Annotated in this window: 23 protein-coding genes; 15 read left to right on the forward strand and 8 right to left on the reverse strand. The window is 69.2% G+C overall.

The window, feature by feature from the left end; genetic code table 11:
* Positions 1-114: 114 nt before the first annotated feature.
* A complete protein-coding gene (locus ACZZZB_RS08215; protein WP_086472835.1) occupies positions 115-1,113 on the reverse strand; it encodes an ABC transporter substrate-binding protein in 999 nt (332 codons plus the stop codon).
* 268 nt (positions 1,114-1,381) lie between these two features.
* Here ACZZZB_RS08215 and ACZZZB_RS08220 point away from each other — a divergent pair, with 268 nt between their 5' ends.
* The 4 genes from ACZZZB_RS08220 (at position 1,382) to ACZZZB_RS08235 (ending at position 6,066) form a co-directional block, all read left to right on the forward strand.
* Complete coding sequence (locus ACZZZB_RS08220) at positions 1,382-2,965, forward strand: sugar ABC transporter ATP-binding protein (RefSeq protein ID WP_191940226.1); 1,584 nt, start codon at positions 1,382-1,384, stop codon at positions 2,963-2,965.
* Positions 2,958-3,995: a LacI family DNA-binding transcriptional regulator gene (locus ACZZZB_RS08225; RefSeq protein WP_086472833.1), complete on the forward strand. Its 1,038-nt coding sequence runs from the start codon at positions 2,958-2,960 to the stop codon at positions 3,993-3,995. Before ACZZZB_RS08220 ends, ACZZZB_RS08225 begins: the two co-directional genes overlap by 8 nt.
* A 359-nt stretch (positions 3,996-4,354) precedes the next feature.
* Positions 4,355-5,338 carry a TerC family protein gene (locus ACZZZB_RS08230; RefSeq protein WP_463529399.1) on the forward strand — a complete coding sequence of 328 codons (984 nt, stop codon included), beginning with the start codon at positions 4,355-4,357 and terminating at the stop codon, positions 5,336-5,338.
* Positions 5,339-5,355: 17 nt separating this feature from the next.
* On the forward strand, positions 5,356-6,066 hold the full coding sequence (locus ACZZZB_RS08235) for an SOS response-associated peptidase (RefSeq protein ID WP_463529400.1): 711 nt from the start codon (positions 5,356-5,358) through the stop codon (positions 6,064-6,066).
* Positions 6,067-6,069: 3 nt separating this feature from the next.
* Here the strand turns inward: ACZZZB_RS08235 and ACZZZB_RS08240 are convergent, their stop codons facing one another.
* On the reverse strand, positions 6,070-6,849 hold the full coding sequence (locus ACZZZB_RS08240) for a CPBP family intramembrane glutamic endopeptidase (protein ID WP_197977368.1): 780 nt from the start codon (positions 6,847-6,849) through the stop codon (positions 6,070-6,072).
* 100 nt (positions 6,850-6,949) lie between these two features.
* A complete protein-coding gene (locus ACZZZB_RS08245; protein ID WP_463529401.1) occupies positions 6,950-7,318 on the reverse strand; it encodes an antitoxin HicB in 369 nt (122 codons plus the stop codon).
* Between the two features lie 198 nt (positions 7,319-7,516).
* Between ACZZZB_RS08245 and ACZZZB_RS08250 the strand changes: the two genes are divergently transcribed.
* From ACZZZB_RS08250 to ACZZZB_RS08265, 4 genes are all read left to right on the forward strand, one after another.
* Complete coding sequence (locus tag ACZZZB_RS08250) at positions 7,517-8,167, forward strand: TetR/AcrR family transcriptional regulator (RefSeq protein WP_463529402.1); 651 nt, start codon at positions 7,517-7,519, stop codon at positions 8,165-8,167.
* A gap of 59 nt (positions 8,168-8,226) precedes the next feature.
* Complete coding sequence (locus ACZZZB_RS08255) at positions 8,227-9,012, forward strand: MBL fold metallo-hydrolase (RefSeq protein ID WP_463529403.1); 786 nt, start codon at positions 8,227-8,229, stop codon at positions 9,010-9,012.
* An 80-nt stretch (positions 9,013-9,092) separates the two neighbouring features.
* On the forward strand, positions 9,093-9,614 hold the full coding sequence (locus tag ACZZZB_RS08260) for a hypothetical protein (RefSeq protein ID WP_463529404.1): 522 nt from the start codon (positions 9,093-9,095) through the stop codon (positions 9,612-9,614).
* 23 nt (positions 9,615-9,637) lie between these two features.
* Entirely contained in the window at positions 9,638-10,027 is a 390-nt protein-coding gene (locus ACZZZB_RS08265) for an MmcQ/YjbR family DNA-binding protein (protein WP_192019716.1), read from the forward strand.
* 18 nt (positions 10,028-10,045) lie between these two features.
* On the opposite strand, the gene soxR is transcribed toward ACZZZB_RS08265, so the two are convergent.
* Positions 10,046-10,489, reverse strand: a complete 444-nt coding sequence (gene soxR, locus ACZZZB_RS08270) for a redox-sensitive transcriptional activator SoxR (RefSeq protein ID WP_255377972.1) — start codon at positions 10,487-10,489, stop codon at positions 10,046-10,048.
* A 197-nt stretch (positions 10,490-10,686) separates the two neighbouring features.
* Between soxR and ACZZZB_RS08275 the strand changes: the two genes are divergently transcribed.
* Positions 10,687-11,874: an ATP-binding protein gene (locus tag ACZZZB_RS08275; protein WP_192019717.1), complete on the forward strand. Its 1,188-nt coding sequence runs from the start codon at positions 10,687-10,689 to the stop codon at positions 11,872-11,874.
* Positions 11,871-13,187 carry a hypothetical protein gene (locus ACZZZB_RS08280; RefSeq protein ID WP_463529405.1) on the forward strand — a complete coding sequence of 439 codons (1,317 nt, stop codon included), beginning with the start codon at positions 11,871-11,873 and terminating at the stop codon, positions 13,185-13,187. Before ACZZZB_RS08275 ends, ACZZZB_RS08280 begins: the two co-directional genes overlap by 4 nt.
* 213 nt (positions 13,188-13,400) lie before the next feature.
* Here ACZZZB_RS08280 and ACZZZB_RS08285 read toward each other — a convergent pair whose 3' ends face one another.
* Complete coding sequence (locus ACZZZB_RS08285; protein WP_463529406.1) at positions 13,401-14,672, reverse strand: HNH endonuclease signature motif containing protein; 1,272 nt, start codon at positions 14,670-14,672, stop codon at positions 13,401-13,403.
* Positions 14,673-15,051: 379 nt separating this feature from the next.
* Between ACZZZB_RS08285 and ACZZZB_RS08290 the strand changes: the two genes are divergently transcribed.
* Both ACZZZB_RS08290 and ACZZZB_RS08295 read left to right on the forward strand, forming a co-directional pair.
* Entirely contained in the window at positions 15,052-15,348 is a 297-nt protein-coding gene (locus ACZZZB_RS08290) for a hypothetical protein (RefSeq protein WP_079704698.1), read from the forward strand.
* A 10-nt stretch (positions 15,349-15,358) separates the two neighbouring features.
* Positions 15,359-15,874, forward strand: coding sequence for a hypothetical protein (locus tag ACZZZB_RS08295; protein ID WP_191940212.1), 516 nt, complete (start codon positions 15,359-15,361; stop codon positions 15,872-15,874).
* A gap of 26 nt (positions 15,875-15,900) precedes the next feature.
* On the opposite strand, the gene ACZZZB_RS08300 is transcribed toward ACZZZB_RS08295, so the two are convergent.
* The 3 genes from ACZZZB_RS08300 to ACZZZB_RS08310 all read right to left on the reverse strand — a co-directional run bounded on the left by ACZZZB_RS08300 (position 15,901) and on the right by ACZZZB_RS08310 (position 19,499).
* Entirely contained in the window at positions 15,901-16,092 is a 192-nt protein-coding gene (locus tag ACZZZB_RS08300) for a YbdD/YjiX family protein (protein ID WP_463529407.1), read from the reverse strand.
* Positions 16,092-18,413 (reverse strand): carbon starvation CstA family protein, encoded by a 2,322-nt coding sequence (locus ACZZZB_RS08305; RefSeq protein ID WP_463529408.1) that lies wholly within the window; start codon positions 18,411-18,413, stop codon positions 16,092-16,094. The genes ACZZZB_RS08300 and ACZZZB_RS08305 overlap by 1 nt, the downstream gene beginning before the upstream one ends.
* A 78-nt stretch (positions 18,414-18,491) precedes the next feature.
* Entirely contained in the window at positions 18,492-19,499 is a 1,008-nt protein-coding gene (locus tag ACZZZB_RS08310) for a LacI family DNA-binding transcriptional regulator (protein WP_463529409.1), read from the reverse strand.
* Positions 19,500-19,609: 110 nt separating this feature from the next.
* Between ACZZZB_RS08310 and ACZZZB_RS08315 the strand changes: the two genes are divergently transcribed.
* Genes ACZZZB_RS08315 through ACZZZB_RS08325 form a run of 3 tightly spaced genes read left to right on the forward strand, consistent with a single transcriptional unit; the run spans position 19,610 to position 23,000 of the window.
* The gene (locus ACZZZB_RS08315; protein WP_463529410.1) at positions 19,610-20,659 is read left to right on the forward strand and encodes an alpha/beta hydrolase; all 1,050 of its coding nucleotides are present in this window, start codon (positions 19,610-19,612) and stop codon (positions 20,657-20,659) included.
* Positions 20,656-21,672 carry an alpha/beta hydrolase gene (locus ACZZZB_RS08320; protein ID WP_194643373.1) on the forward strand — a complete coding sequence of 339 codons (1,017 nt, stop codon included), beginning with the start codon at positions 20,656-20,658 and terminating at the stop codon, positions 21,670-21,672. The genes ACZZZB_RS08315 and ACZZZB_RS08320 overlap by 4 nt, the downstream gene beginning before the upstream one ends.
* A complete protein-coding gene (locus tag ACZZZB_RS08325; protein ID WP_463529411.1) occupies positions 21,672-23,000 on the forward strand; it encodes an MFS transporter in 1,329 nt (442 codons plus the stop codon). Before ACZZZB_RS08320 ends, ACZZZB_RS08325 begins: the two co-directional genes overlap by 1 nt.
* The last annotated feature ends 62 nt before the right edge of the window (positions 23,001-23,062 follow it).

A 23,062-nucleotide genomic window follows, 5' to 3' on the forward strand; every position in this document is an offset into this window, starting at 1 on the left:
TGCCTGGTCGTTCTGCCGGTCGATCCGGCGTCGTCGCCGGGGAGTCTGGTCCCCGGGAAGCGGGTGGGCGGTCGCCCGGCAGCGAGGGAGTGGCTGCCGGGCGACCGGGTCGGATCAGTAGGCGCGTTCGGGCAGTGCTGCCGTCGCGGCGTCCGGGGAGTCGAACGTGACGCTCGGCACCACGATGTCCGATTCGACCTTGTCGCCGGCGAGTGCCTTCTTGACGATGTCGATCGCGGTCTCACCGAACAGCGGGTTGTACTCGGCGACGAAGCTCAGGCGTCCGGCGGCGAGTGCTTCGAGCGCCGCCTTGGTGCCGTCGATCGTGATGATCTTGACGTCGGTTCCGGGCTTCAGGCCGGCCTCCTCGACGGCGAGTGCAGCGCCGAGGCCCATCTCGTCGTTCTGTGCGAAGACGAGCTGGACGTCGTTGTTGTTCGCCTTGAGGATGGTCTCGAAGACGCTCTTCGCCTCTTCGGTGGACCAGTTGGCCGACTGCGACTCGAGCTTGGTGAAGTTCGGGTCGATGGTGTCGTCCCAGCCCTTGTTGCGGTCGTTGACGACGGAGAGGCCGGGAGGGCCCTCGAGGACGACGTACTTGGCGCCGTCGGGGAACTGACCGTTCGCCCACTCGGCGGCCGAGGCGCTGATGCCGACGTTGTCGGGGGCGATGCGGCTCGTGTAGAGCTCGGTGTCGTTCGGCTCGATGCCGCGGTCCAGCAGGACCACGGGGATCTCGGCCTCCTTCGCGCGCTCCAGGACGCTCTCCCAGCCGGTCGCCTCGGTGGCGGACAGCAGGATGGCGTCGACGCCCTCGTCGATGAACGAGGTGAAGGCGGTGATCTGCGAGTTCTGGTCGCCGTTCGTCGCCGGTGCGTACTTGAGGTCGAAGCCGTTCTCCTTCGAGAACGAGTCCTGGATGTTCTTCTCGTTCGCGGTGCGCCATCCGCCCTCAGGGCCGACGGCCACGAAGCCGATGGTGGTGAGTTCGCCGTCAGAACCGGCGTCGCCGTCGGAGCTTCCGGAACCGCTGGAGCAGGCGGTCGCGCTGAACGCGAGAGCGCCGACCAGGGCGAGGCCCGCGAGTGCGCGGACACGTGTTGTCTTGAACATTGTTCTCCTCTTTGAGACCCGCGGTCCCGACGATGGGTGCGGCGTGAATGTGACGTGCGTGGTGCTGCGGTGACGCAGGTGGTCGGTGATTGTTAGCGATCACATCTGCGTTGTGCTGAACATTAGCCACGGCTCGAACCGGTTGTCAACAGGCAATGTTAGCCCTCACAATTCTTCCGGAGCGGCCTCCCGGCGGCGCCGTCGCGCGCGCTAGAGTCAGGTGATCAGCGGACACCCCGGCCGCGACCACCTCGATGGAGAGTTGCAGATGACCTCGCCCACGCCACTCGTGCAGTTGCGCGGTGTCTCCGTGAGCTTCCCCGGCGTCAAAGCGCTCGACGACGTCGACCTCCGGTTGTTCCCCGGTGAGGTCCACTCCCTCATGGGCGAGAACGGAGCGGGGAAGTCGACCCTGATCAAGTCGCTCACCGGGGTCCATCGGATCGACAGCGGAAGCATCCTCCTCGAGGGACGAGAGGTGTCGTTCTCGAGCGTCGCCGACGCCCAGGCGCACGGGATCAGCACCGTCTACCAGGAGGTCAACCTCCTCCCCAACCTGACCGTCGCCGAGAACATCCTCCTCGGCCGCGAACCACGCCATGCCTGGGGAGGGATCTCGGGGAGGCGCATGCGCGAGCGCGCCCGCGAACTGCTCGCCGTCGTCGGACTCGACATCGACCCGGCCTCGCAGCTCTCCGCCCACCCGCCGGCGATCCAGCAGCTCGTCGCGATCGTCCGGGCGATCGCCGTGCGCACCAAGGTGCTCGTCCTCGACGAACCGACCTCGAGCCTCGACAACGACGAGGTCACCGAACTCTTCCGGGTCATCTCGATCCTCAAGGCCGAGGGCGTCGCGATCCTCTTCATCTCGCACTTCCTCGACCAGGTCTACGAGATCTCCGACCGACTCACGGTGCTGCGCGAAGGCCGACTCGTCGGCGAATACCTCCCGCACGAACTGCTCCGGATCGACCTCGTCCACAAGATGATCGGCAAGGAGCTCGCGACCTTCGACGAGATCCGACGCGGGCTCGACACCTCCGACGAGGGCGACGCCCTGGACGGTGAGGACCCGTTCGTCGCGGCGATCGGGCTCGGGCGCCAGGGTGCGATCGAACCGATCGACCTGAAGGTCTACGAGGGCGAGATCGTCGGCATCGCCGGCCTGCTCGGCTCAGGACGGACGGAGCTCGCCAGACTCCTGACCGGTGTCGACCGGGCCGACACCGGCTCGGTGGAGGTGGCCGGGAGGGCCACCCGCCTCGGATCCCCGCGCCGCGCCCTCAAACAACGGATCGTCTACGCGTCGGAGAACCGTCGCACCGAGGGGATCATCGGCGACCTCAGCCTGCGCGACAACATCGCGCTGGCCCTCCAGGCGGACCTCGGGTGGTTCAGACGGATCCCGCTGCGTCGGCAGAACGAACTGGCCGAGAGCTACATCCAGGCGATGGGTATCAAACCCGCGAATCCCGATGCGCTCATGAAGGAGCTCTCAGGCGGGAACCAGCAGAAGGTACTCTTGGCGAGGTGGCTCGCGCTCGCTCCTCGGCTGCTCGTGCTCGATGAACCGACCCGAGGCATCGACATCGGCGCCAAGGCCGAGATCCAGAAGCTCGTGACCCGGCTCGCCGAGAACGGTCTGTCGGTCGTGTTCATCTCAGCCGAACTCGAGGAGGTCCTGCGCATCAGCCACCGGATCGCCGTGCTGCGCGACCGACGGAAGGTCGCCGACCTCCCGAACTACGACCTCACCGTCTCGAAGCTGCTGGCCGCGATCTCGGAGGGGCCGGACGAGGCCCCGCCGGAACCGATCACGACCGCCGACGACGAGAGGGGACCGCGTGGCTGAGCCGTCCCGTCATGCGACGATCTTCGACGTCGCGCGGCTCGCGGGGGTCTCGCACCAGACCGTGTCACGAGTGCTCAACGACCTCCCGAACGTGCGCCCGGCGACGAAGGCGCGGGTCGACGAAGCGATCAAGCAGCTGCGCTACGTCCCCTCCCCCGCCGCGCGGACGCTCGTCACGAAGCGATCCCGGACCATCGGCCTCATCGCCACCGGCGGTACCGAGTTCGGGCCCTCGTCCTCGGTCCTGCACTTCAACGCCGCGGCCCGCGACGCACGCTGGTCGGTCTTCACCGCGAACATGGTGGACAGCGACCCGGGTTCCGCGCGTGCAGCGGTCGAGGGGTTCCTGCGCCAGAACGTCGAGGGGATCGCCGTCATCAGCGCACGCGAGGGGGTCACCGACATCGTGGCGGGGATGGAACTCAGCGTGCCGCTCGTGGCCCTGCACGCCACGCCACGTGCAGGTATGGTCACCGTCGGCGTCGACCAGTACGCCGGCGCGCGTGCCGCGACCGCCCATCTCATCGGGCTCGGCCACCGGCGCATCGGGCACCTCGCCGGACCACCGGACGCGATCGACGCCCGCGAGCGCGAGCGCGGCTGGCGAGACGAACTCGCCACCGCGGGTCTCGTCGCGCAGGTCGTCGGGACCGGCGACTGGACGCCAACCTCCGGATACGCTCTCGGCCGTCAGCTGGACGACGAGGTCACCGCGGTGTTCGCTGCCAACGACCAGATGGCCCTCGGGCTCATGCACTCCCTCACCGAGCGCGGACTCCGGGTCCCGCTCGACTTCAGCGTCGTGGGGTTCGACGACATCCCCGAGGCGGAGCACCTCTCACCGCCGCTCACCACCGTGCGGCAGGACTTCGAACAGGTCGGCCGGACGCTGCTCGCGACCCTGCTCGACCACGTCAACGGAGAACCCCCGGGAGCGGTGCCACCCTCGGTACCGGAGCTGATCCTGCGCGACTCCACGGCGACGGCGAACGCCGAGCGCTTGGCGAGGCGCCGGGTCGACGTCCCCTGAGCACCTCCGGTCCCTGAGCCTCACCCGGTCCCTGCCCCACACCGGTCCCTCAGCCCCATCCCGGTCCCTGAGCCGCCCCTCCTCCGGTCCCTGAGCCTCACCCGGTCCCTGAGCCCGCCCCTCCTCCGGTCCCTGAGCCGCCCCTCCCCCGGTCCCTGAGCCTGTCGAAGGGCGAATTCCCAGGTACCACGTCCACCCCCTGACCTACACTTGTCGGAGCAGGGGGAGTACTCCTTCGCGACATGCTCGTCAGTACGGATCCGCCATCGGGTCCCGGGGTGTCGGCTCTCATCGAGAGTGGAGAAGACCGTGTTCCGACCATCGCGTCGGAGTCCCGTCCTCGAGCCCTTGGAGCCACCATGGCCGTCACCCCGCTGATCTGGATCATCACCATCGGTGTCACGATCCTCTTCTTCGTCTACGAGTTCTTCGCGCACGTGCGGAAGCCCCACGAACCGACGATCGCCGAGTCGGCACGCTGGTCGATCTTCTACGTCAGCCTCGCCCTGCTGTTCGGCGTCGGCATCGGCCTCGTCTCCGGCTGGACGTACGGCGGCGAGTACTTCGCCGGGTACCTGACCGAGAAGGCGCTGTCGATCGACAACCTGTTCGTCTTCCTCATCGTCATGGCCGGGTTCGCCGTCCCGAAGGCGTACCAGCAGAAGGTGCTGATGATCGGCATCATCATCGCGCTCATCATGCGCGGTGCGTTCATCGCCGTCGGCGCCGCACTCATCGAGAACTACTCCTGGATCTTCTACCTGATGGGTGCGCTGCTGTTGTTCCTCGCGTACCGCCAGGCGTTCGGCAGCCACGAGAGTGACCCGGCGAACGGCAAGGTCGTGGGATTCGCCCGCCGCATCCTCCCGATCACCGACACCTACCACGGCGACCGACTCTCGGTGAAAATCGACGGCAAGCGCTTCTTCACGCCGATGCTGCTGACGATCGTCGCGATCGGGTTCGTCGACCTCGTGTTCGCGGTCGACTCGATCCCCGCGATCTACGGCCTCACCGAGGAGGCGTACATCGTGTTCACCGCGAACGCGTTCGCCCTCATGGGCCTCCGCCAGCTGTTCTTCCTCATCGGTGGCCTGCTGGAACGTCTCGTCTACCTCGCCCAGGGTCTCGCCGTCATCCTCGCCTTCATCGGCGTGAAGCTCGTGTTCCACGCCCTCCACGTAAACGAGCTGCCGTTCATCAACGGCGGTCAGCACATCGACTGGATCCCCGACATCCCGATCTGGTTCTCGCTGCTCTTCATCGCCGTGACCATCACCGTGGCGACGGTCGCCTCGCTCGCGAAGACCCGCCGCGATGCGCGGGCCGGCATCGAGCGGTAGGGGTCGACCGACCGCACATGCGCTCCTCAGCTGAGCGCATGTGCGGTCGCTTCGTCGTCACCGATTCCACGTCCACCCTCCTCGCGGACCTCGTGGCCGAGTTCGAGGCGCCTGCGCCCGACTACAACGTCGCCCCCACCACCGAGGTGACCGTGGTCCGAACCCGGCACGAGGAACGGGCCGCGACCAGCGCCCGCTGGGGCTTCGTCCCCGGCTGGGCCAAGGACTTCGCCAAGCAACGGCCACAACCCATCAACGCGCGCATGGAGACGGTCGCCACCGCCTCCATGTTCCGCAAGGCCTTCGCCTCGGCACGGTGCATCGTCCCGGCGACCGGCTACTACGAGTGGGTGGTCACCGAGACCGGCAAGCAGCCCCACTTCATTCACGATTCCGAGGCCGAGCTCGCGATGGCGGGCATCATCAGTGCCTGGCCCGACCCGGGCAAGGCGGAGGACGACCCGGACAAGTGGCGTCTGTCGATGGCGATCATCACGCGGGACGCGCACGTCTCACCGGGCGAGGTCCACGACCGCATGCCCGCCTGTCTGACCCCCGACGGCTACGACGACTGGCTCGGCGACCACCTCGACACCGACCAGCTCCTGCAGCTGCTCGACCGGGAGTCCTTCGCGGTCGCCCACGATCTCACGCACTACGAGGTCACGCGGGACGTGAACAACGTCCGCAACACGGGCCCGCACCTCATCGAGCCGCTCCCGGTCTGAGTGTCAGCTCAGGGCGGGTGTCGCGTCCGTTCGGGATCCGGCCTGCCGCTCGTCTGTCCCCGTGATCACCCAGTACACGACCGCGACGGCGAGGATGCCGATGACCGGCGTCAGGTAGGCCGCCCAGGGCGTGCCGAGCGGGGCGAAGCCCACCGAGAACGCGGCGACGTCCCAGATGCCGTGCAACGCCATCGCCCAGATGAGGGAGCCGGTCACCCGCCGCACGATGTAGAAGCAGGTGCCCGACATCGCGGCGAGGACCACCTGTCCGAGGGTGTTGAGGAATGGAGCGCCGAGTGCTGCATTGACCAGATGCATGGCCCCGAAGAGCAGGGAGGTCAGCAGCCACACCCACACTTCGGAAAGACGTGAGCGGAATGCCGTCAGCAGCAGACCGCGCGACATCAGCTCCTCACAGAACCCGACCGCCAGGCCCAGCGCGAGCAGAGAGAGGAGGAACGACGGGTCGAACTTCGACCAGTCGGTGTTGACCAGGTTCGCGACGGCGACGACCAGCATGAGCGCGGGAACGAAGATCGGCCACTTGTGGTGGGAGCGTCTCCGCTCGAACAGGGCGGGCCTCCACCACCCCAACAGCCAGGTGGTGATGGCCAGTAGCACCGCACCGACCGCCAGGTCGAGCACCGCCCCTCGCCACGTGAACTCTGCGGACGTCCCGATCTCGGTGTACGCCACCCCACTGAGCTTCGATACGACGAAGATGACGGCGACGTAACCGACGTAGATCGCCAGGCCGATCCAGACACGAGGGGTGACGCGCATAGGCTGTTGCCTTCCAATCGGCGGGGGAATCGACGCTCCAATGTATCGGACGCAAGCGCTCGAATCGATGATCGCCTCAGCGCTTCCGATAGCGGGCCGATCAGCGTGCGACGAGCTGAGACACGCGGCCTCGCGAGACGCCGAGGATCGCGGCGGAGTCCGTCACGGAGAATCCCGCTTCGCGAAGATGCCGAGCCGCTGCACGTGCGCGGGCTGCCGCCGCGGCGGACGCTGCCGTCGCCTCTTCGGTAGCGGAACGCGCGGCGACGACCTCGTCATAGAGGGCACCGATTTCAGGAATCACGGTCACCAACCACCCGCTGTGATCGACGTCGGGGTCGTCGGTGTCGAGATAGTCGCGGATCTGCTGCTCGGCCTTGTCGAGCGTTGCGACCTGGCTGACCGGCTCACCATCGAGGTGGAGTTCCCAACCGTGTTCCCACTTCTGCGCGGTCGCTGTGACGTTCATCGGCTTGACCATCACGGTTAGGGGGGCTAAATCGTCAATGTCTAGGCCCCCTCGACAACACGTGTCGGAGAGGTCGAATCAGGGCCGTTGCCCAGGTCCCAGCTTCCTGACAGACGCTCGTCTAAGCTAGACGAACGTCTGACTCAGACGATCGTCTAGCGGCCCGAGCCCCGGGCCCTCCACCTCGAAGGAGCGCTCGTGAGCGGTCTGCGCCAGTACGCGATGAACCAGGTCCGCGACGAGATCATCGACGCCGCCGGGCTCGAGTTCGGCCGGAACGGCTACGCCGGGACGTCGTTCTCCGGCATCGCGTCCGTCATGGGCAAGCCGAAATCGGTCATCGGGTACCACCTGTTCCCGTCGAAGCGGAGTCTCGCGCACGCGGTGATCGCCGAGCAGGACGAACGGTGGCAGGCGGCGGACGCACGGATCGGCGTGCCCTACGGCGCGCTCCGCTGGGTGACGATGATCCTCGCCTCCGCGCAGGAAGCACAGCGATCCCCCATCGCGATGGGCGCCATCCGGCTCCTGCACGAACTGCCACGGATGGACGACCCGGTCTACACGGTGTTCGACTGGCGCGCCTACACCCGCACGAACCTCCGCATGGAGGCCGCAGCGCACGATCTCGACCTCCCGGACCTCGACGGCGTCGCGGACGTCCTGCTCGACGCCTGCTTCGGACTCGTCACCACGACGGTGGGCGACGACGATGCGGCCGAGCTCGGCGAGCGACTGATCACCCTGATCCGGCCGATCCTCGCGACCGTCGATCCCGCCGGCGCTGCAGCCACGACGACCGCCGCAGCGGCCGCTCATGAGCTCGTCGCCGGACCGACCGAGCACTGACCCTCTCCCGAGCACCGACCCCTCCCCCGAACCCCGTCTCCGCAATCGGAAGGACGCCAATGTCCCAGATCGACGCCGTGCCGAACGGCACCACCCGCAGCACCACGGTCGCGGATCGCGTGCACCTCGTGCAGGGTCCGTCCGTCAACTGGATCATCGTCGAGGGCGATCTCGGCCCGGTCCTCATCGACACCGGCTACCCCGGCGACGGCGCGGACGTCACCGCAACCCTCGGCGCGCTCGGCTACGCGGTCGAGGACGTCCAGGCGATCCTCCTCACTCACGGACACAGCGACCACATCGGCAACGCGACGTTCATCGCCGGGTTGGCGGAGTGTGACATCCTCGCGTCCCGCGACGAGATCCCCAACGTCCGCCGGGAGGTGCTCGAGCAGGTCGGACTCGCCGACGTGCAGCCACATCTGGAACGTCCCGGGGTCGCCGCCTGGGTCAACCACGCCGTCGAGGCCGGCGGACTCGAGGTCGTGCCGCCGACGTCGGTCACCGCGATCGAGGACGTGCCCGAGCTCCGCGCGACCCTCGGTGTCGCGGTCCGCCCGCTCCCCCTCCCCGGCCACACGCGGGGGCACCTCGGATTCCTCCTCGTCGAGCACGGCGTCCTCGTCGCGGGCGACGCACTCGTCACCGCCCACCCCACCAGCCCGCACGGCGGCCCGCAGTTGCTCCCCGAGATGTTCCACGGCGATCTCCAGCGCGCCCGCCAGTCGTTGACCACGCTGGCCGGACTCCCGGCCTCCGTCGTGCTGCCGGGACACGGCCCGGCGTTCTTCGGCTCGCCGGCGCAGGCAGCGGCCGAAGCCCTCGCCTTCGGGAGTGCGTTCTGAACCTCCGGCTCCCCGTCGGACCCCTGCGATAGCGTTGGCCACGTCCCCGAACCCGGATCCCGAGCCACGAGGAAGTGACCATGAAGAACCCGTTCCGCCGCGACGACAGCCCGAACGACGACAGCTCGAACCCCGAGCGGACCGACGTCCCAGATCAGCCGAACCAGGGCCGCACCCTCGAACCGGCTCCCGAGGTACTGGCCGAGCTCGACGCACTGAACGAGGCCTGCCGTGCGGCGCCGGACGACATCGACGCGCAGATCCGACTCTGGCGGGCGGTTGCCGCACTCGACCGGTGGGTCTTCATCAACCGTGGTCCGGAGGACAACCCGCGGCCGTACGCGCTCGCAGCGCAACCGGGGAACCTGGTCGGCATCTACAGCAGCGGGACGCGAGCGCAGGAGGCCGCGTACGCGAACGGGCTGGTCCCGCCGGACGCCACGGTGTCGCTGCTCGCAGTCCCGATGCCTGCGGCGATCGACTGGGTCCGGTCCTTCGGCGAGCACGGGGTCGTCGGCGTGACCATCGACTACCCGCGCCTCGGCGCCTGGTGTCCGCTGCAGAACCTGGCGGGGCTCAGGCCCACGGACACCCAGGGCTGACGCCGACGCCGAGGAGGACCACGATGCACGGCTCGGAGTTGCAGGACCGGGCGGCACGGCGCGCCGACGAACTCCCCGGCGCGGAGCTGACGCACCCGTTCGGCGAGGAGTGGGACGTCTACAAGGTCCGCGGCAAGGTCTTCATGCTGCAGACGGGGGCGACGGGCGAACCCATCGTCACCCTGAAAGCGCGCCCCGAGGACAGCCGCAGCCTGCGCGAGGCCTTCCCCGACATCATCCCCGGCTATCACATGAACAAACGGCACTGGATCTCGCTCAAGCCGGACGGCGAGCTCGAACCGGCGTTCGTCGACGACCTCGTCACGGAGTCGTACCTGCTCGTCGTCGAGGGGCTGCCGAAACGGCTGCGCCCGGTCGATCCAGCGACGTTCGGACAGCGCCGCGACGGCTGAACACCGGGCCGGCAGCACTCAGACCGGGATGCGCCTGGCGCCGGTACCGGTGTCGCCGAGTTCGTCGTCGGGGTTGAGGAGCGTGCACGCCTTCATCGAGAGGCAGCCGCAGCCGATGCAGCCGGTGAGCTCGCGTTCGAGTTGCTCGATCCCGCGCCGACGCTGTTCGAGGACCTTCTGCCAGCGGCGGGAGGCCCGCTGCCAGTCCTCGTGACTCGGGGTGCTGGAGAGTGGCACGTCGGCGAACGCCTCCGCCACGTCTTCGAGCGGGATACCGAGGCGCTTCGCGACCGAGATGAGCGCGACGCGACGCAGCATGTGCCGGGGGTATCGCCGCTGGTTGCCGGCGGTCCGCTCGGACCCGATGAGGCCGAGCCGCTCGTAGTAGTGCAGCGCCGACACCGCGACGCCGGTGCGACGACTCATCTCGCCGACACTGAGCAACTCGTCCGGACTGTGCACGGTGTCTCACCCTCGTTCCTCGCATCGACCTCAAGCCGCCTTCAGGTCCGACGCTCGTTTCGACGGTACACGAGCGGGTCAGGGCGGATGGGGAGCGCTCCCCATCCGCACGCTCGACCAATGCCGGCGGACACCTGTCGCCGATCAGTGTGCCGCTGGCAGGATGGTCGGAATCGCACATCGACCGGGGGGACGACATGACGCAGGACGAGGACTTCCTCGAGGTGATCGCGGCGGAGGTCGCGCAGGATCCGCAGAACGCCGCGCTCCGCGAGGACTTCGTGACCCTGCTGTTGCAGCACGACGTCGACCGCGCGGCGCAGGAGGTGACGACCTTCGAGCGACTCGGCGGCGACCCGGCGCGGGTCCGGCTGTTGCGCGCCCGCGTGATGGCGGCGCGACTCCGGGGGTCGGCGGCCGACACCACGACCGAGCCCGACCGCTCGGCGGTCCCCGCCCCGTCGGCAGCCGAAACCGCCACCATGCCGATCGACCAGCCCAGCCTTTGGGACGCGGAACGACCGGCCGTCACGCTCGCGGACGTGGCGGGACTCGCCGATGTGAAGCAACACCTCGACTCGACGTTCCTCGCGCCACTCCGGAACCCGGAGCTCGCCGCAGCGTTCGGGCAGAAGCCCGGCGGTTCACTGCTCATGTACGGCCCTCCCGGCTGCGGCAAGACGTTCATCGCCAAGGCGATCGCCGGTGACCTCGGGGCGTCCTTCATCCACGTCACCCTCGCTGACCTGCTGAGCAAGTGGCTGGGCGACAGCGAGAAGGCGATCCAGAGTGTCTTCCACGATGCTCGCGCCGCCGCTCCGTGCGTCATATTCTTCGACGAGTTCGACGCACTCGGTGGCCGCCGCACGTCCGGGGGCGGATCGCAGTCGATGCGCACGATCGTGACGCAGCTCCTCGAGGAGCTCGACGGGGTGGCGGACGAGAACGACGGCGTCTACTTCCTCGCCGCGACCAACCGCCCATGGGACATCGATCCGGCGCTGCGGCGCCCCGGCCGCATCGACAAGACGGTCCTCGTCCTGCCGCCGGACGCAGTCGCGCGCGCTGCGATCCTGCAGGGCGACCTCGAAGGCAAGCCGGCCGACGGTGTCGACGTCATCGCCGTGGCCGCAGCGACCGAGGGCTTCTCCGGGGCCGACATCGCGCAGGTGTCGCGGGTCGCATTGCAGCAGTCGCTCACGGCGTCGATGCAGGCGGGGGCGATCGTGCCGGTCACGACGCGGGCCTTGCTCGATGCCGCCGCCGGGCTCATCCCCTCGACGGCATCATGGTTCGACCAGGTCGCACCGGTGCTCGAATACGGCGTCGACGACGGCACCTTCGCCCAGCTCCGGGCGTACCGCGTGCAGCACGGGCTCCGATGAGTGACCCTGTCGGTGCCGAGCGCGAGGCCATCGAACACGACCGCGACCTCGCCTGGGAGCTCTACGACTTCCAGCCCGAACACCCACGCATCCCCGAGTTGGCGATGAGCGTCCTCGCCCGGGCGCCGCAGTTCACCGGGATGATCATCCTGCTCTCCATGCACCGGCAGGCCTGCGGCGACGTCGATGAGGCCAGACGCCTCCTCCGGGAGTTGCTCGGCCGACGCGACCGACAGTTCCTCGGTGCACTGCGTCGCCTGCGCGATCTCGAAGGGTCCGAGGGCGACTTCGCGGAGGCGATGCGGCTCGGCGAACTCGTCCTCCGCGAGGACCCGGAGGCGGACTGGTTCGACCATATGGACCACGCGGCCGCCGTCGCGATGGCCGCCGATCCCCAGCGCGGGTGGGCGCTGATCGACGACGCGGTCGAGCTGGCCGGACGGACCGCCCCGGAGGCGTACGCCGGCGCGCTCGGACTCCGAGCCCTGCACTTCCTGTCGACGGGCACTCCACCTGGCCGGTTCCTCGTCGCCGCGCAGCAGGCGATCGAGGCGGATCCGAGCGAGACGACACTCTCGACGGCACTGGCCTTCGCCTACCTCTACGACTACCGTCCGCAGGATGCACTGGAACTCCTGGCCCGGGTCCTGCGTGAGGATCCGACGGACGAGGTCGCCCAGGGCGGGATGATCGTCGCGCGAGCGTTCCTCGATCCCATCGAGCGTGGTGTCGGGACGATGGACGACCTGCGCCGGGCCGGCATGGGCGAGATCGCCTGGCGGATCCTCCGCGACAAGGTGTTCGAAGCCGGGCTCCGCGAGGCGTTGGCCGCTCTGGACCCGCTGCTCCCGGAGGAGCTGGCGGCCTCGCTGCGCCCGCCGCTCGACTCCGATGCCGCGGGCGCGAGCGGCGGTGACGACAAGGTGCTCGCCTGGCACGACGGGCAACTCCCCGGCACCGGCGGGCGCTGGGGCGACGGCAGCCCGTTCCGTCTCATGAGCGGCGCCGAGATCGGCGAGATGGACGAGGCGATCGAACGGGACCCGGAAGCGTGGCCGCAGTGGGATGCCGAGCGCGACTACTACACGCAGCTCTTCACCGACAATGCAGGCGCCTACCTCATCGAGGGTTCCGGCGGACGGCTCGTCCGTCGTGCCGCCGGACGTGACGACGAAGAGGTGGCCGCGAGCCTCACCGACTGGTTGTGGGACCGCGTCGTCGCCTTCGGAGGCGATGACCCGCGCCCGGGACGCTCTGCGAGTGCATCGGCACGGCCGGAATCGCCTGGCGGGCCCTCCGTTCAGCGACCCTGAGCCAGGTCGGCCGCCGGCCAGGACCAGACGACGTCGCACGAAGAACCTTCGACAGGCTCAGGGACCGAAGCTACGCGGGCACACCCATCCCGCTCACTGAGCTCTTCGAACTGCCCACGAGGACTCCTCATCGTTCCGGGCACACCCATCCCGGTCACTGAGCTTGTCGAAGTGCCCACGAGGAACCCTTCGATCCGAGTACGTCGAGGCAGGTCAGAACGGTGCGGGATCAGGCTCGGTCCGGTGGTGCTTCCCGTCGGGTGTCGTCCAGTCGAGTACCCCGCCTGGTCCGTGGTCGAGGCTCCAGCCGGGCAGGTGCTTCATCCGGTGGTGATGTCGACAGAGACAGGCGAGATTGCCGACATCTGTTGCGCCGCCGTCCTCCCACGCGACCGAATGATCAAGGTCGCAGGCTCTGGCGCGCCTGCCGCAACCGGGTGCACGACAGGTGCCGTCCCGAAGCCGCACCGCCCGTTGGAGGTCAGCGGGAACCCGGTACTGATTCCGCCCAACCGACAAGACCGCGCCGGTTTCCGGCTGGACGAGGATCCGGGTGAAGCTCGGTGCATTGACCGCGATACGTGCTGCGGTCTCCGGGTCGATCGGGCCGTACCCGTCGAGGGTGGCCGGGGCGTCGCTGACGCCGGCCATGGTGAGCGCCGGGACCGTGATCTGCACCGTTGGCTTGATGTGCTCCTGCACTTCGATCGGGTGTGGGAGCACCGGGCTCGACATCACATCTTCCGGGGTCACGCCGGTGAGCGTGAGCGCCGCCAGGGCGTCGGCCTGCAGCTGGGCGCAGGTGCGGGTGTCACCCGCTGAGGGGGATTCGGTGGCGGCCGCCTCGACGCGCTCGATGATGCCCTGCGCGATTGGTGCCGTCGTGAACAGGTGCACCCACGCCATACCGTCCGCCGCGGGCTCGAACTCCACCCGACGGTCCGCTTCCGACCGGACCGCTCGAGCCGTGATCGACTCGGGGTGGAGGCGCTCCCGCAGGACGCGAGCGCGTTGCCGGAGGTACGAGACGGTCGCACCTTCGGCGACCGGCAGCACCTGCTCGAGGAACACTGCCCGCCCTGCTGTAGGCACGTCACTGAGTTGGTCGACGATCGTCTGCGCGTGCCGGACCGAGATGCGGCCGGCCTCGAGTGAGGCGAGCACGGCGGGTGCGTCGTTCACGAGGCGCTCGGCGTCGTTGGTCGCACGTTGGATCGTCCGCTCCGGTATTCGGGTCGCCATCGCGAGGGCCGCACACGTCGACCGGCGGGAGAGCGCCTGACGCTCGGCCGGCGGGAAGATCACGGGGACCGTGGCGTCCGCGAAGGCATCGGCGTAGGCGGCGGAGCGGGCGAGGAGGCGCGCTTTCCGTGCGTCGAGTACGGCCTGCTGCCGGTGGATCTCAGTCCACTCGTCCGAGAACTCCGCGAGGTGCGCGGCGTAGTCATCGCCGACGCGGGTCGCGGTTGGGGTGGTCTCGGTCATGGAACAAGTCCATCATGGACCACTGACATTCCAGATGCCGAGTCGCACCGGTTGCGGAAGTTGCTCGTGTGCCCTTCGACAAGCTCAGGGACCGGTGGAAGTTGCTCAGGGACCGGGAGAGGTTGCTCAGGGACCGGGAGAAGATCACCGGAGCGAGAGGTCCCACGTGTGCCCTTCGACAGGCTCAGGGACCGGTGGAAGTTGCTCAGGGACCGGGAGAAGATCACCGGAGCGAGAGGTCCCACGTGTGCCCTTCGACAGGCTCAGGGACCGGTGGAAGTTGCTCAGGGACCGGGAGAAGATCACCGGATTCGGGAGGTCCCTCGGCAGGGACCGGAAGGGGTTCGTCCCAGAACACGACGTTCCGTAGGCTGGAGGGGTGAAGCTCATCGCCACCGTCCGCGACCGCGCGACCATCACCACCGAAGCCTCCGCACCCGACGTCGCAGCCCTGCGGGCCGCCGTCCTCGCTTCCACCCCGCCCGGGCACGCCCTCGCCGGGCTGCACGGCGGTGGCCGGGTGAACGGCGACCTCGTCGGCACCGCGGTCTTCCGACCGACGGCAACCCGCACCATCGAGGCCGAGGGCCGCGACTACCCGAGCGCTCGCAAGGCCCTCGAGGCGCTCGTGCCGGAGGAGCAGGTCGTCCTCTCCGTCCACGCCGTGGACCAGTAGGGACACCGGCATGAGTGGCCACGCGTTCGCCATCGGATCGATGGTGCGCGTCCATGAGGTCGTTTCCCCGCTCCCGCCGACCGACACCATGACGGCACTGCTGTCGGCGTTGCAGACGGACGGCTTCACCGTGGTTCCCGAGGAGTACGCCGCCGGTCCCTGGACTATCCGTTACGCCGTCATCGGGGATGACGCGGCCTCGAACTGGAGCGGGTTCGCCCTGGAGATCGTGCCGCTCCTCTCGTTGCTCGGCGTGCGTCGGCCGTTCGCGCGATGCGCGGTGCCGGTCGCCGTCCGGCCGACCGAACACGGCTCCGTCCTCCACACGACGACGGTGTGGGGCTTCCGGGGCGAAGCCGGGACGGTCGGCATGGTCGCCAAACGCGTTGCGGCCGCCACCGAACAGGCCACCAGGGCCGTCGGCGGGACCCACCAGGCCTCACTGTCGTTGCCCGACCGCACGGTCCCGATCGACGGCAGACGCTTTGAACGGCTCACCGGCTGGAAGCGGCGCTCGCGGGCCTGAACCGCTGGAGCAGCAGCAGCAGCAGCTCAGCAGCAGCGCGAGCCGGGCGTCCGGTCCTGCTCCGCGAAGCGCTCCCGCCAGAACGTGCGCTCGTCGGGGACTGCTGCTTCGGGATGGACGCGACGCTGGTGCTCCACGTAGGTGGCGTAGGCGGTGTCGCCCATCAGCGAGGTGACGAACCACCGCACCGACGCCCAACCCCGCCGCAAGCCGGACATCAGTGCCCCGACCGCGCGGGTCGCTTGTCGGCGTCCACGGTCGACCACTCGCGCTCGAGCACCTTCTCCGCCTTCGTGGCGATGAGCCCCGACGGCGCGTACCGTCGCGACGGCAGCGCCGGATCCTCCGAACTCGGCCCGCCACCCGAACGGAACGACCGCACGGTGTGGAGGATCGCGAAGAAGATGACGATGATCGCGAGGGTCACGAACAGGATCGAGAGCACCCCCTGCACCGTGGTGTTCCGCACGACCGCCTCCATCGCCGCCCGCGTCGGTGCATTGCCGAAGCTGTCCTCGCCCGCCGCGAGCGCCTCACGGAACGCCGCGTTCTGCGCCCAGTAGCCGACGGCCGGAACCGGCGAGAAGATCTTGAACATCGACGCGGTGATCGTCACCACGGCGGTGAAGGCCAGCGGGACGGCGACGATCCACAGCCAGCGGAAGTTCCCGCGTTTCGCCACGATCGCCATGCAGACGGCGAGCGCGATGGCGGCGAGCAGCTGGTTCGCGATGCCGAACAGCGGGAAGAGGGTGTTGATGCCGCCGAGCGGATCGGTGACGCCCATGATGAGGATCGCTCCCCACGCCGCCACCATGACCGCGGTGCAGATCCATGCTCCGACCCGCCAGTCCGGGTCGCGGAACTTCGGGATGATGTTGCCGAAGGTGTCCTGCAGCATGAACCGGGCCACACGCGTTCCGGCGTCGACGGCGGTGAGGATGAACAGGGCCTCGAACATGATCGCGAAGTGGTACCAGAACGACATGAGCGACGTGCCGCCGATGAGCTGCTGCATGATGTGGGCCAGGCCGAGGGCGAGCGTCGGTGCACCACCGGTGCGGGACACGATCGACTCCTCCCCCACGTTCGCGGCGGTCTGCGTGAGCACGTCGGGGGTGAGGTTCACCCCGGCGAGCCCGAGCGAGTTCACGAAGGCGACGGCGCCCTCGACGGTGCCACCGGTCGCCGCGGCGGAGGAGTTCATCGCGAAGTAGATGCCGCGGTCGATCGACAGTGCCGCGACGAGGGCCATGATCGCGACGAACGACTCCATGAGCATGCCGCCGTATCCGATGAAGCGGGTCTGGCGCTCCTTCTCGATCAGTTTCGGCGTGGTGCCCGAGGCGATGAGTGCGTGGAAACCGGAGAGGGCGCCGCACGCGATCGTGACGAAGAGGAACGGGAAGAGCGAGCCGCTCACGACCGGGCCGGCGTCGCCACCGGCGAACTCGCTGAACGCCGGCACCGTGATCTCCGGGCGGACGAGGACGATCGCGCCCGCGAGCATCACGATCGTGCCGATCTTCATGAACGTGGAGAGGTAGTCGCGTGGTGCGAGGAGCAGCCACACCGGCAGGATCGCGGCGACGAAGCCGTAGACGATGATCCCGACGGCGATGACCGTGCGGTCGAGGGTGAACGCCGCGGCGCCCCACTCGGTCTCGGCGACCCAGCCGCCGGCGACGATCGCGAACATGAGGAGGACGAAGCCGATGATCGAGATCTCGGTGATCTTGCCCGGCCGGATGAAGCGCAGGTACACGCCCATGAAGAGTGCGATCGGGATCGTCATGGAGACGCTGAAGACACCCCACGGGCTCTCGCCGAGCGCGTTGACGACCACGAGGGCGAGGATCGCGACGATGATGACCATGATCGCGAGCGTCGCGATGATCGCCGCAGTGCCGCCGATCACGCCGAGTTCGTCGCGCGCCATCTGGCCGAGGGAACGTCCGCCACGGCGCATCGAGAAGAAGAGGACGAGGTAGTCCTGCACCGCACCCGCCAGGATCACGCCGATGATGATCCAGATGGTGCCGGGCAGGTAGCCCATCTGTGCCGCGAGCACCGGGCCGACGAGTGGACCGGCTCCGGCGATCGCCGCGAAGTGGTGGCCGTACAGCACCCGGCGGTCGGTGGGGACGAAGTCCTTGCCGTTGGCGAGGTACTCGGCCGGGGTCGCCCGCCGGTCGTCGGGGCGCAGCAGCTTGCGTTCGATGAGCTTCGAGTAGAAACGGTAGGCGATGAGGTAGGTGCAGACCGCCGCGAAGACGAACCAGATCGCATTGACCGTCTCGCCCCGGACGAGGGCGAGCATCGTCCAGGCGAGACCGCCGAGGAGGGCGATGGCGACCCACAGGATCACCTTCGCCGGGGTCCATCTCGGAGCGAGGTCGGCCTCGTCGACCGCCGTGGGCGGCAGCTCCGGATCCTGGACCAGGACGGGTTCGACCTCCCCGCCGCCCGCGGGCTGCAGCGCTCCGTCCCGCTTCGATCCTGCGCGTGCTCGGTCCTGTCGTCCGGCGTCGTTGCCCATGACGATTCCTCCCTCAACGGTGGTGTTCGTGCGTCGAGGGTAACAGCGTCGCTGCGGCGGGCGCTCGCGGCGTCGGGGTCAGACGCGGAAGGTGGTGCCGCGGACGACCAGGTCGGGTGCGAGCTGGACCGATGAGACGCGGGCGTGCTCACCCGACAGCCGACCGAGTAGAAGATCGAGCGCCGCGTACCCGGACTCCTCGAACGGCTGGCGGACCGTCGTGAGGTCGAGTGCCGACGCCAGCGGTCCGTCGTCGTAGCCGACGAGCGAGCGGCCCTCGGGCAGGTGCGCGCCGGTGACGCGGAACGCCCGATGCGCGGCGGCGGCCAGCTCATCGTGGTTGGCGACCACGGCGGTCGCTTCCGGATCGGCCCGGAACGCCCGCTCGAGCGCGGCACCGACGGCTTCGACGAGGTCCGTCGCGGCGACGTCGGCCACGGCCTCGGAGACGGAGAGCAGGTGGCCGAGCCCGCGCGCCCGCAGCATGCCGGCCGACACGTACTCTTCCGAGCGTTGCGGTTCGTGGAGGAACACCACGCGTTCGTGACCGAGCTCCGCGAGATGTCGGGCGATGAGTTCACCACCCCGTTCGTCGTCGATCAGGACGGAGGGCAGTCCGAGCCGTCGCTGGGCGCCGTCCGGGACGTCGACGAGGACGACGGGCGGGCCGGGGAGCGCCTTCGACTCCAACGCTGCCGGTGACAGCGGCACACCCATCACGATGATGCCGTCGATCCCCGCACGCATGGGAAGCACGTCGAGGACGGGACTGTCGCTTCCCGCCGCCGACGGGAGGTCGTGCACGACGATCTCGACGGAGTCCGTCGCGGCGCGCTCCATGATCCCCGACAGTCGCCGGTAGTAGGAGGCGTAACTCGAGAACGGCGCCGCGACGGCGATCCGCTGAGCACCGCTCGCGGCGGCACCACCGCGGTAGCCGAGCTCCGTCGCTGCGGCGATGACCGATCGTCGCGTCGCCTCGTTCACCCGCTGCGGGTGGTTGATGGCCAGGGAGACGGTGGAGATGCTCACGCCGGCACGCTTGGCCACCGCGTAGATCGTCGCCTTCTGCGGTCGCTCGTCCATGGGACACCTCCTCCGACGATCCTAGCTCGTGAAAAGTTCTTTGATCGAAGTTCTTCGATAGCGGATACTCGAACCGGACACGGCATCGATGCCGGGATCGGAGGAACACCATGGCTCGGAGCAAGCCCACCGTCGACGCGTTCGTCACGGCGGTCTCGGGGCGTCTGGCAGCACTGCAGCAGACGCCCGAGCCGAAGGATCCCGTCGGCCGGCGTGCACACGCGGCCGCCTTCGACCGGGTGTCCTCCGAGGCGCTCGGGACCGAGACCCTCGTGGCGGCGACCGAGGACCACACCGTCCACGTGCCCGGCCACCCGGACGCACGGCTCCGCGTCTACTGGCCCGACCAGCAGCGACTCCCCGCCCTGGCCGACGGTGCGTCCGGTGGCCGGCCCGTCCTCGTGTACTTCTTCGGCGGTGGCTTCACGATCGCCGGGATCGACTGGATCGGTTGGGACGCCGGGTTCCGTCGCCGCGCCAGGGAGGCCGGCGTCATCATCGTCGCCGGCGAGTACTCGTTGGCGCCGGAGGTCCGGTACCCCGCGCAACCGGAGCAGTGCTGGTCCGTGTTCGAGTGGGCGGCCGAGCACGCACGTTCACTCGGCGGCGACCCCGACCGACTCGCGATCGGCGGTGCATCATCGGGCGGGAACCTCGCCGCCGCCGTGACCCTCATGAACCGCGACCGCGCCAAGCGACCGATCCGGCTGCAGCTGCTCGAGGCGCCGTCGCTCGACCTGACCCGCGGACACCTCGACGCCCGCGGGATCACGCAGGTCCCGGGTGCCATCCTGCGTCGCCTCGCGCGCCAGCTCGTGCTCCAGTACCTGGGGCCGGACCGGGCGACGCAGCGCGAACCGTATGCGTCGCCACTCCTCGCCACCGACCACCGGGGTCTGCCGCCGGCCGTCATCTACACGGCGGAGATGGACCCGCTCCGCGGAGACGGCGAGACCTACGCCCGCGTGCTGAGCGAGGCCGGCGTGCCGGTGAGCTGCGTCCGGTACATCGGGCAGACGCACACCTCCGGCGGGCTGACCGGTCACGTCCCGGCCGCAGACCACCTGCATCGCGACGTCATCACGACCCTGCGGACGCTGCACGAGGACCCGGTGAGCTACGGCGCGCCGCTCCGCGAGCCGGCGGAGGCCTCGCGGTGACGTCCGTGGAGGAGCTGCGGCTGGACCCGGGCATCCTCGCCTGGGCTGCGCGGATCGAGCAGCACGCGGAGCAGCTGCCAGCACTCCGCTCCTCGGACCTCGCCCTCCGTCGGCAGGCGGCGCGGCGGCTCTCCGACCTCCTGGCGGAGGAGTTCACCGAACCCGCGCCGTCGTCGGTCGAGATCACCACGAGCTGGATCGACGGACCGGCCGGGCCGCTCGAGTTCCGCCGATACCGCCCGGACGGACTCCCCTCTCCGGCGCCGACCCAGCTCGCGCTGCACGGCGGCGGCTTCACGTCCGGTACCGTCCACGAGCTCCTGAACGACCGACTGCTCGCCGCCCGCGCCCTCGCCGCCGGGATCCAGGTCGTCGCGCTCGGGTACCGGCTCGCGCCCGAGCACCCCTATCCGGCCGCCGTCGACGACACCATCCACGCCCTGCGGGTCCTGACGACCGAAGCGGGCCCGAGCCGTTTCGACGTCGACCCCGGCCGCCTGGGCATCGCCGGCAACTCGGCGGGCGGCGGGATCGCGGCGAGCGCCGTCCTCCACCTGCGTGACTCGGGTGACCTCCCCCTCGTGCATCAGGCGCTCGAGGTCCCCGCGGTGTCGCTGACCCCGTCGGGCGACTCCGCCACCCGGTACGCGCGCGGGTTCGGACTGGACGACGCGGAGGCACTCGTGCCCCTCTACCTCGGCGGTCCGCGTGCGGCGGACGCCTATGCGTCCCCGCTCGAGGCCGACGACCTCTCGGACCTGCCACCCACGCTGATCCAGGTCGCCGAGCACGACCCGCTCCGCGACGCGGGCCTGGCGTACGGACGCCGACTCGTGGAGGCGGGGGTCTCGACGATGACGTGGATCGGGCGCGGCCACGTCCATGCGTCGGGTGGTCTCACGGCCGTCATGGCGGGGGCGAGGGAGTGGCAGGCGGTCCAGGCCACCGCGCTCCGTGAGGCCTACGGGACGAACCTGCTCGCGCCCGAACCGACCCAGCCGAGGAGACGATGATGTCAGCTCACACCCCACCCACCGGTCCGTCCACGGGGCCCGCCGAGCCGGAGCCGCGCATCGGTGACGCCGTCCCCGTCGCGGCGGTCGATCCGGACGCCGTCCCCGGGTCACCGCAGGCGCGCGGCTTCCTGCCGCTGTTCGTCCTGGCCTGGTTCGGGGTCACGCTGGCGCTCGGCACCATCAGCGGGGCGTCGATCCCGAAGGCCCTCGCCTTCCTCGACGATGCGACCAAAGGGACGAACCTCTCGATCGTCGCGGCGGTGGGTGGTGTCGTCATCATGATCATCACGCCGCTGTTCGGCCGGCTGTCCGACCGGTCGCGTTCGCGCTTCGGCATGCGGCGGCCGTGGATGCTCGGCGGCGCGGTCGTGGCGCTCGGTGGGGTCGCGATCCTGGCGACGGGTGACAGCCTCGCGGTGACGATCCTGGGGTGGAGCATCGTGCAGCTCGGCTTCGGTGCGACGAACATGGCGGTGCACGCGCTGCTCGCCGATCAGATCCCGGCGCGGATCCGGGCGCGTGTCGCAGCCGCCGCCAGCGTCTCGGGCGGGCTCGCCCTGATCGTCGGTGCGCAGATCGTCGCCGCCCTCCCCAATGATGCTCGGTGGACCTGGTTCGTCGTCCCGGGCCTGATCGGTGGCGTCCTGAGCACCGCGCTCGTGTTCGGGCTCCGGGACATCGTGCGGACGGTCCCTGCTCCGCCGCTGCGCCTCGCCGACGTCCTGTCCACCTACTGGCTGAACCCCGGGCGCTATCGCGACTTCTTCTGGGCGTGGGCCTGCCGCCTGCTCGTGACGATGTCGATCGTCTCGGTGTCGATCTACCTGTTGTTCTTCATCATCGACCAGTTGGGCATCCCGAAGGAGCAGGCCTCGGGCGTCCAGGCGAACGCGCTCATCATCTTCACGGTCGGGAACATCGTCATGACGGTCCTGTTCGGCTGGATCTCCGACCGGACCGGGCGACGGAAGCCGATCGTGCTCGTCTCCAGCCTCCTGAGCGCCGTCGGGCTCGGGGTCGCGATCATCTCCCCCGACGTCACCGTGTTCCTCGTCGGCATCTTCATCGTCGGAGCGGCGCAGGGGGCCTACGTGTCCGTCGACATCGCCCTCATGACGGAGGTCTTGCCGTCGTTCGATGAGGCCGGCAAGGACCTCGGCATCGTCTCCCTCTCCTATCAGCTCCCACAGCTGCTCGTACCGATCGTCGCCGTCCCCCTGCTCGCGCTCGGTGGCGGGGAGAACTATCACGCGCTGTATGTCGCGGCGATCGTGTTCGCCGTCCTGGGCGGACTCGCCGTGCTGCCGATCAGGTCCGTGCGATGAGACCGGCACCTGCACGGTCAACGGCTTGCAGGGGTTGGTTCCGGGGTGGTTTCCAGGTGAAG

The sequence above is a fragment of the Plantibacter sp. AC185 genome, assembly GCF_979258065.1.

Bases quoted from the DNA above. Each gene is read 5' to 3' on its own strand.
- ACZZZB_RS08280 (WP_463529405.1), top strand. From the start codon at position 11,871: ATGAGTGACCCTGTCGGTGCCGAGCGCGAGGCCATCGAACACGACCGC.
- ACZZZB_RS08215 (WP_086472835.1), bottom strand. From the start codon at position 1,113: ATGTTCAAGACAACACGTGTCCGCGCACTCGCGGGCCTCGCCCTGGTC.
- ACZZZB_RS08220 (WP_191940226.1), top strand. From the start codon at position 1,382: ATGACCTCGCCCACGCCACTCGTGCAGTTGCGCGGTGTCTCCGTGAGC.
- ACZZZB_RS08255 (WP_463529403.1), top strand. From the start codon at position 8,227: ATGTCCCAGATCGACGCCGTGCCGAACGGCACCACCCGCAGCACCACG.
- ACZZZB_RS08315 (WP_463529410.1), top strand. From the start codon at position 19,610: ATGGCTCGGAGCAAGCCCACCGTCGACGCGTTCGTCACGGCGGTCTCG.
- ACZZZB_RS08245 (WP_463529401.1), bottom strand. From the start codon at position 7,318: ATGAACGTCACAGCGACCGCGCAGAAGTGGGAACACGGTTGGGAACTC.
- ACZZZB_RS08285 (WP_463529406.1), bottom strand. From the start codon at position 14,672: ATGACCGAGACCACCCCAACCGCGACCCGCGTCGGCGATGACTACGCC.
- ACZZZB_RS08230 (WP_463529399.1), top strand. From the start codon at position 4,355: ATGGCCGTCACCCCGCTGATCTGGATCATCACCATCGGTGTCACGATC.
- ACZZZB_RS08295 (WP_191940212.1), top strand. From the start codon at position 15,359: ATGAGTGGCCACGCGTTCGCCATCGGATCGATGGTGCGCGTCCATGAG.
- ACZZZB_RS08305 (WP_463529408.1), bottom strand. From the start codon at position 18,413: ATGGGCAACGACGCCGGACGACAGGACCGAGCACGCGCAGGATCGAAG.
- ACZZZB_RS08310 (WP_463529409.1), bottom strand. From the start codon at position 19,499: ATGGACGAGCGACCGCAGAAGGCGACGATCTACGCGGTGGCCAAGCGT.
- ACZZZB_RS08275 (WP_192019717.1), top strand. From the start codon at position 10,687: ATGACGCAGGACGAGGACTTCCTCGAGGTGATCGCGGCGGAGGTCGCG.
- ACZZZB_RS08235 (WP_463529400.1), top strand. From the start codon at position 5,356: ATGCGCTCCTCAGCTGAGCGCATGTGCGGTCGCTTCGTCGTCACCGAT.
- ACZZZB_RS08300 (WP_463529407.1), bottom strand. From the start codon at position 16,092: ATGTCCGGCTTGCGGCGGGGTTGGGCGTCGGTGCGGTGGTTCGTCACC.
- ACZZZB_RS08265 (WP_192019716.1), top strand. From the start codon at position 9,638: ATGCACGGCTCGGAGTTGCAGGACCGGGCGGCACGGCGCGCCGACGAA.
- ACZZZB_RS08260 (WP_463529404.1), top strand. From the start codon at position 9,093: ATGAAGAACCCGTTCCGCCGCGACGACAGCCCGAACGACGACAGCTCG.
- ACZZZB_RS08325 (WP_463529411.1), top strand. From the start codon at position 21,672: ATGTCAGCTCACACCCCACCCACCGGTCCGTCCACGGGGCCCGCCGAG.
- ACZZZB_RS08240 (WP_197977368.1), bottom strand. From the start codon at position 6,849: ATGCGCGTCACCCCTCGTGTCTGGATCGGCCTGGCGATCTACGTCGGT.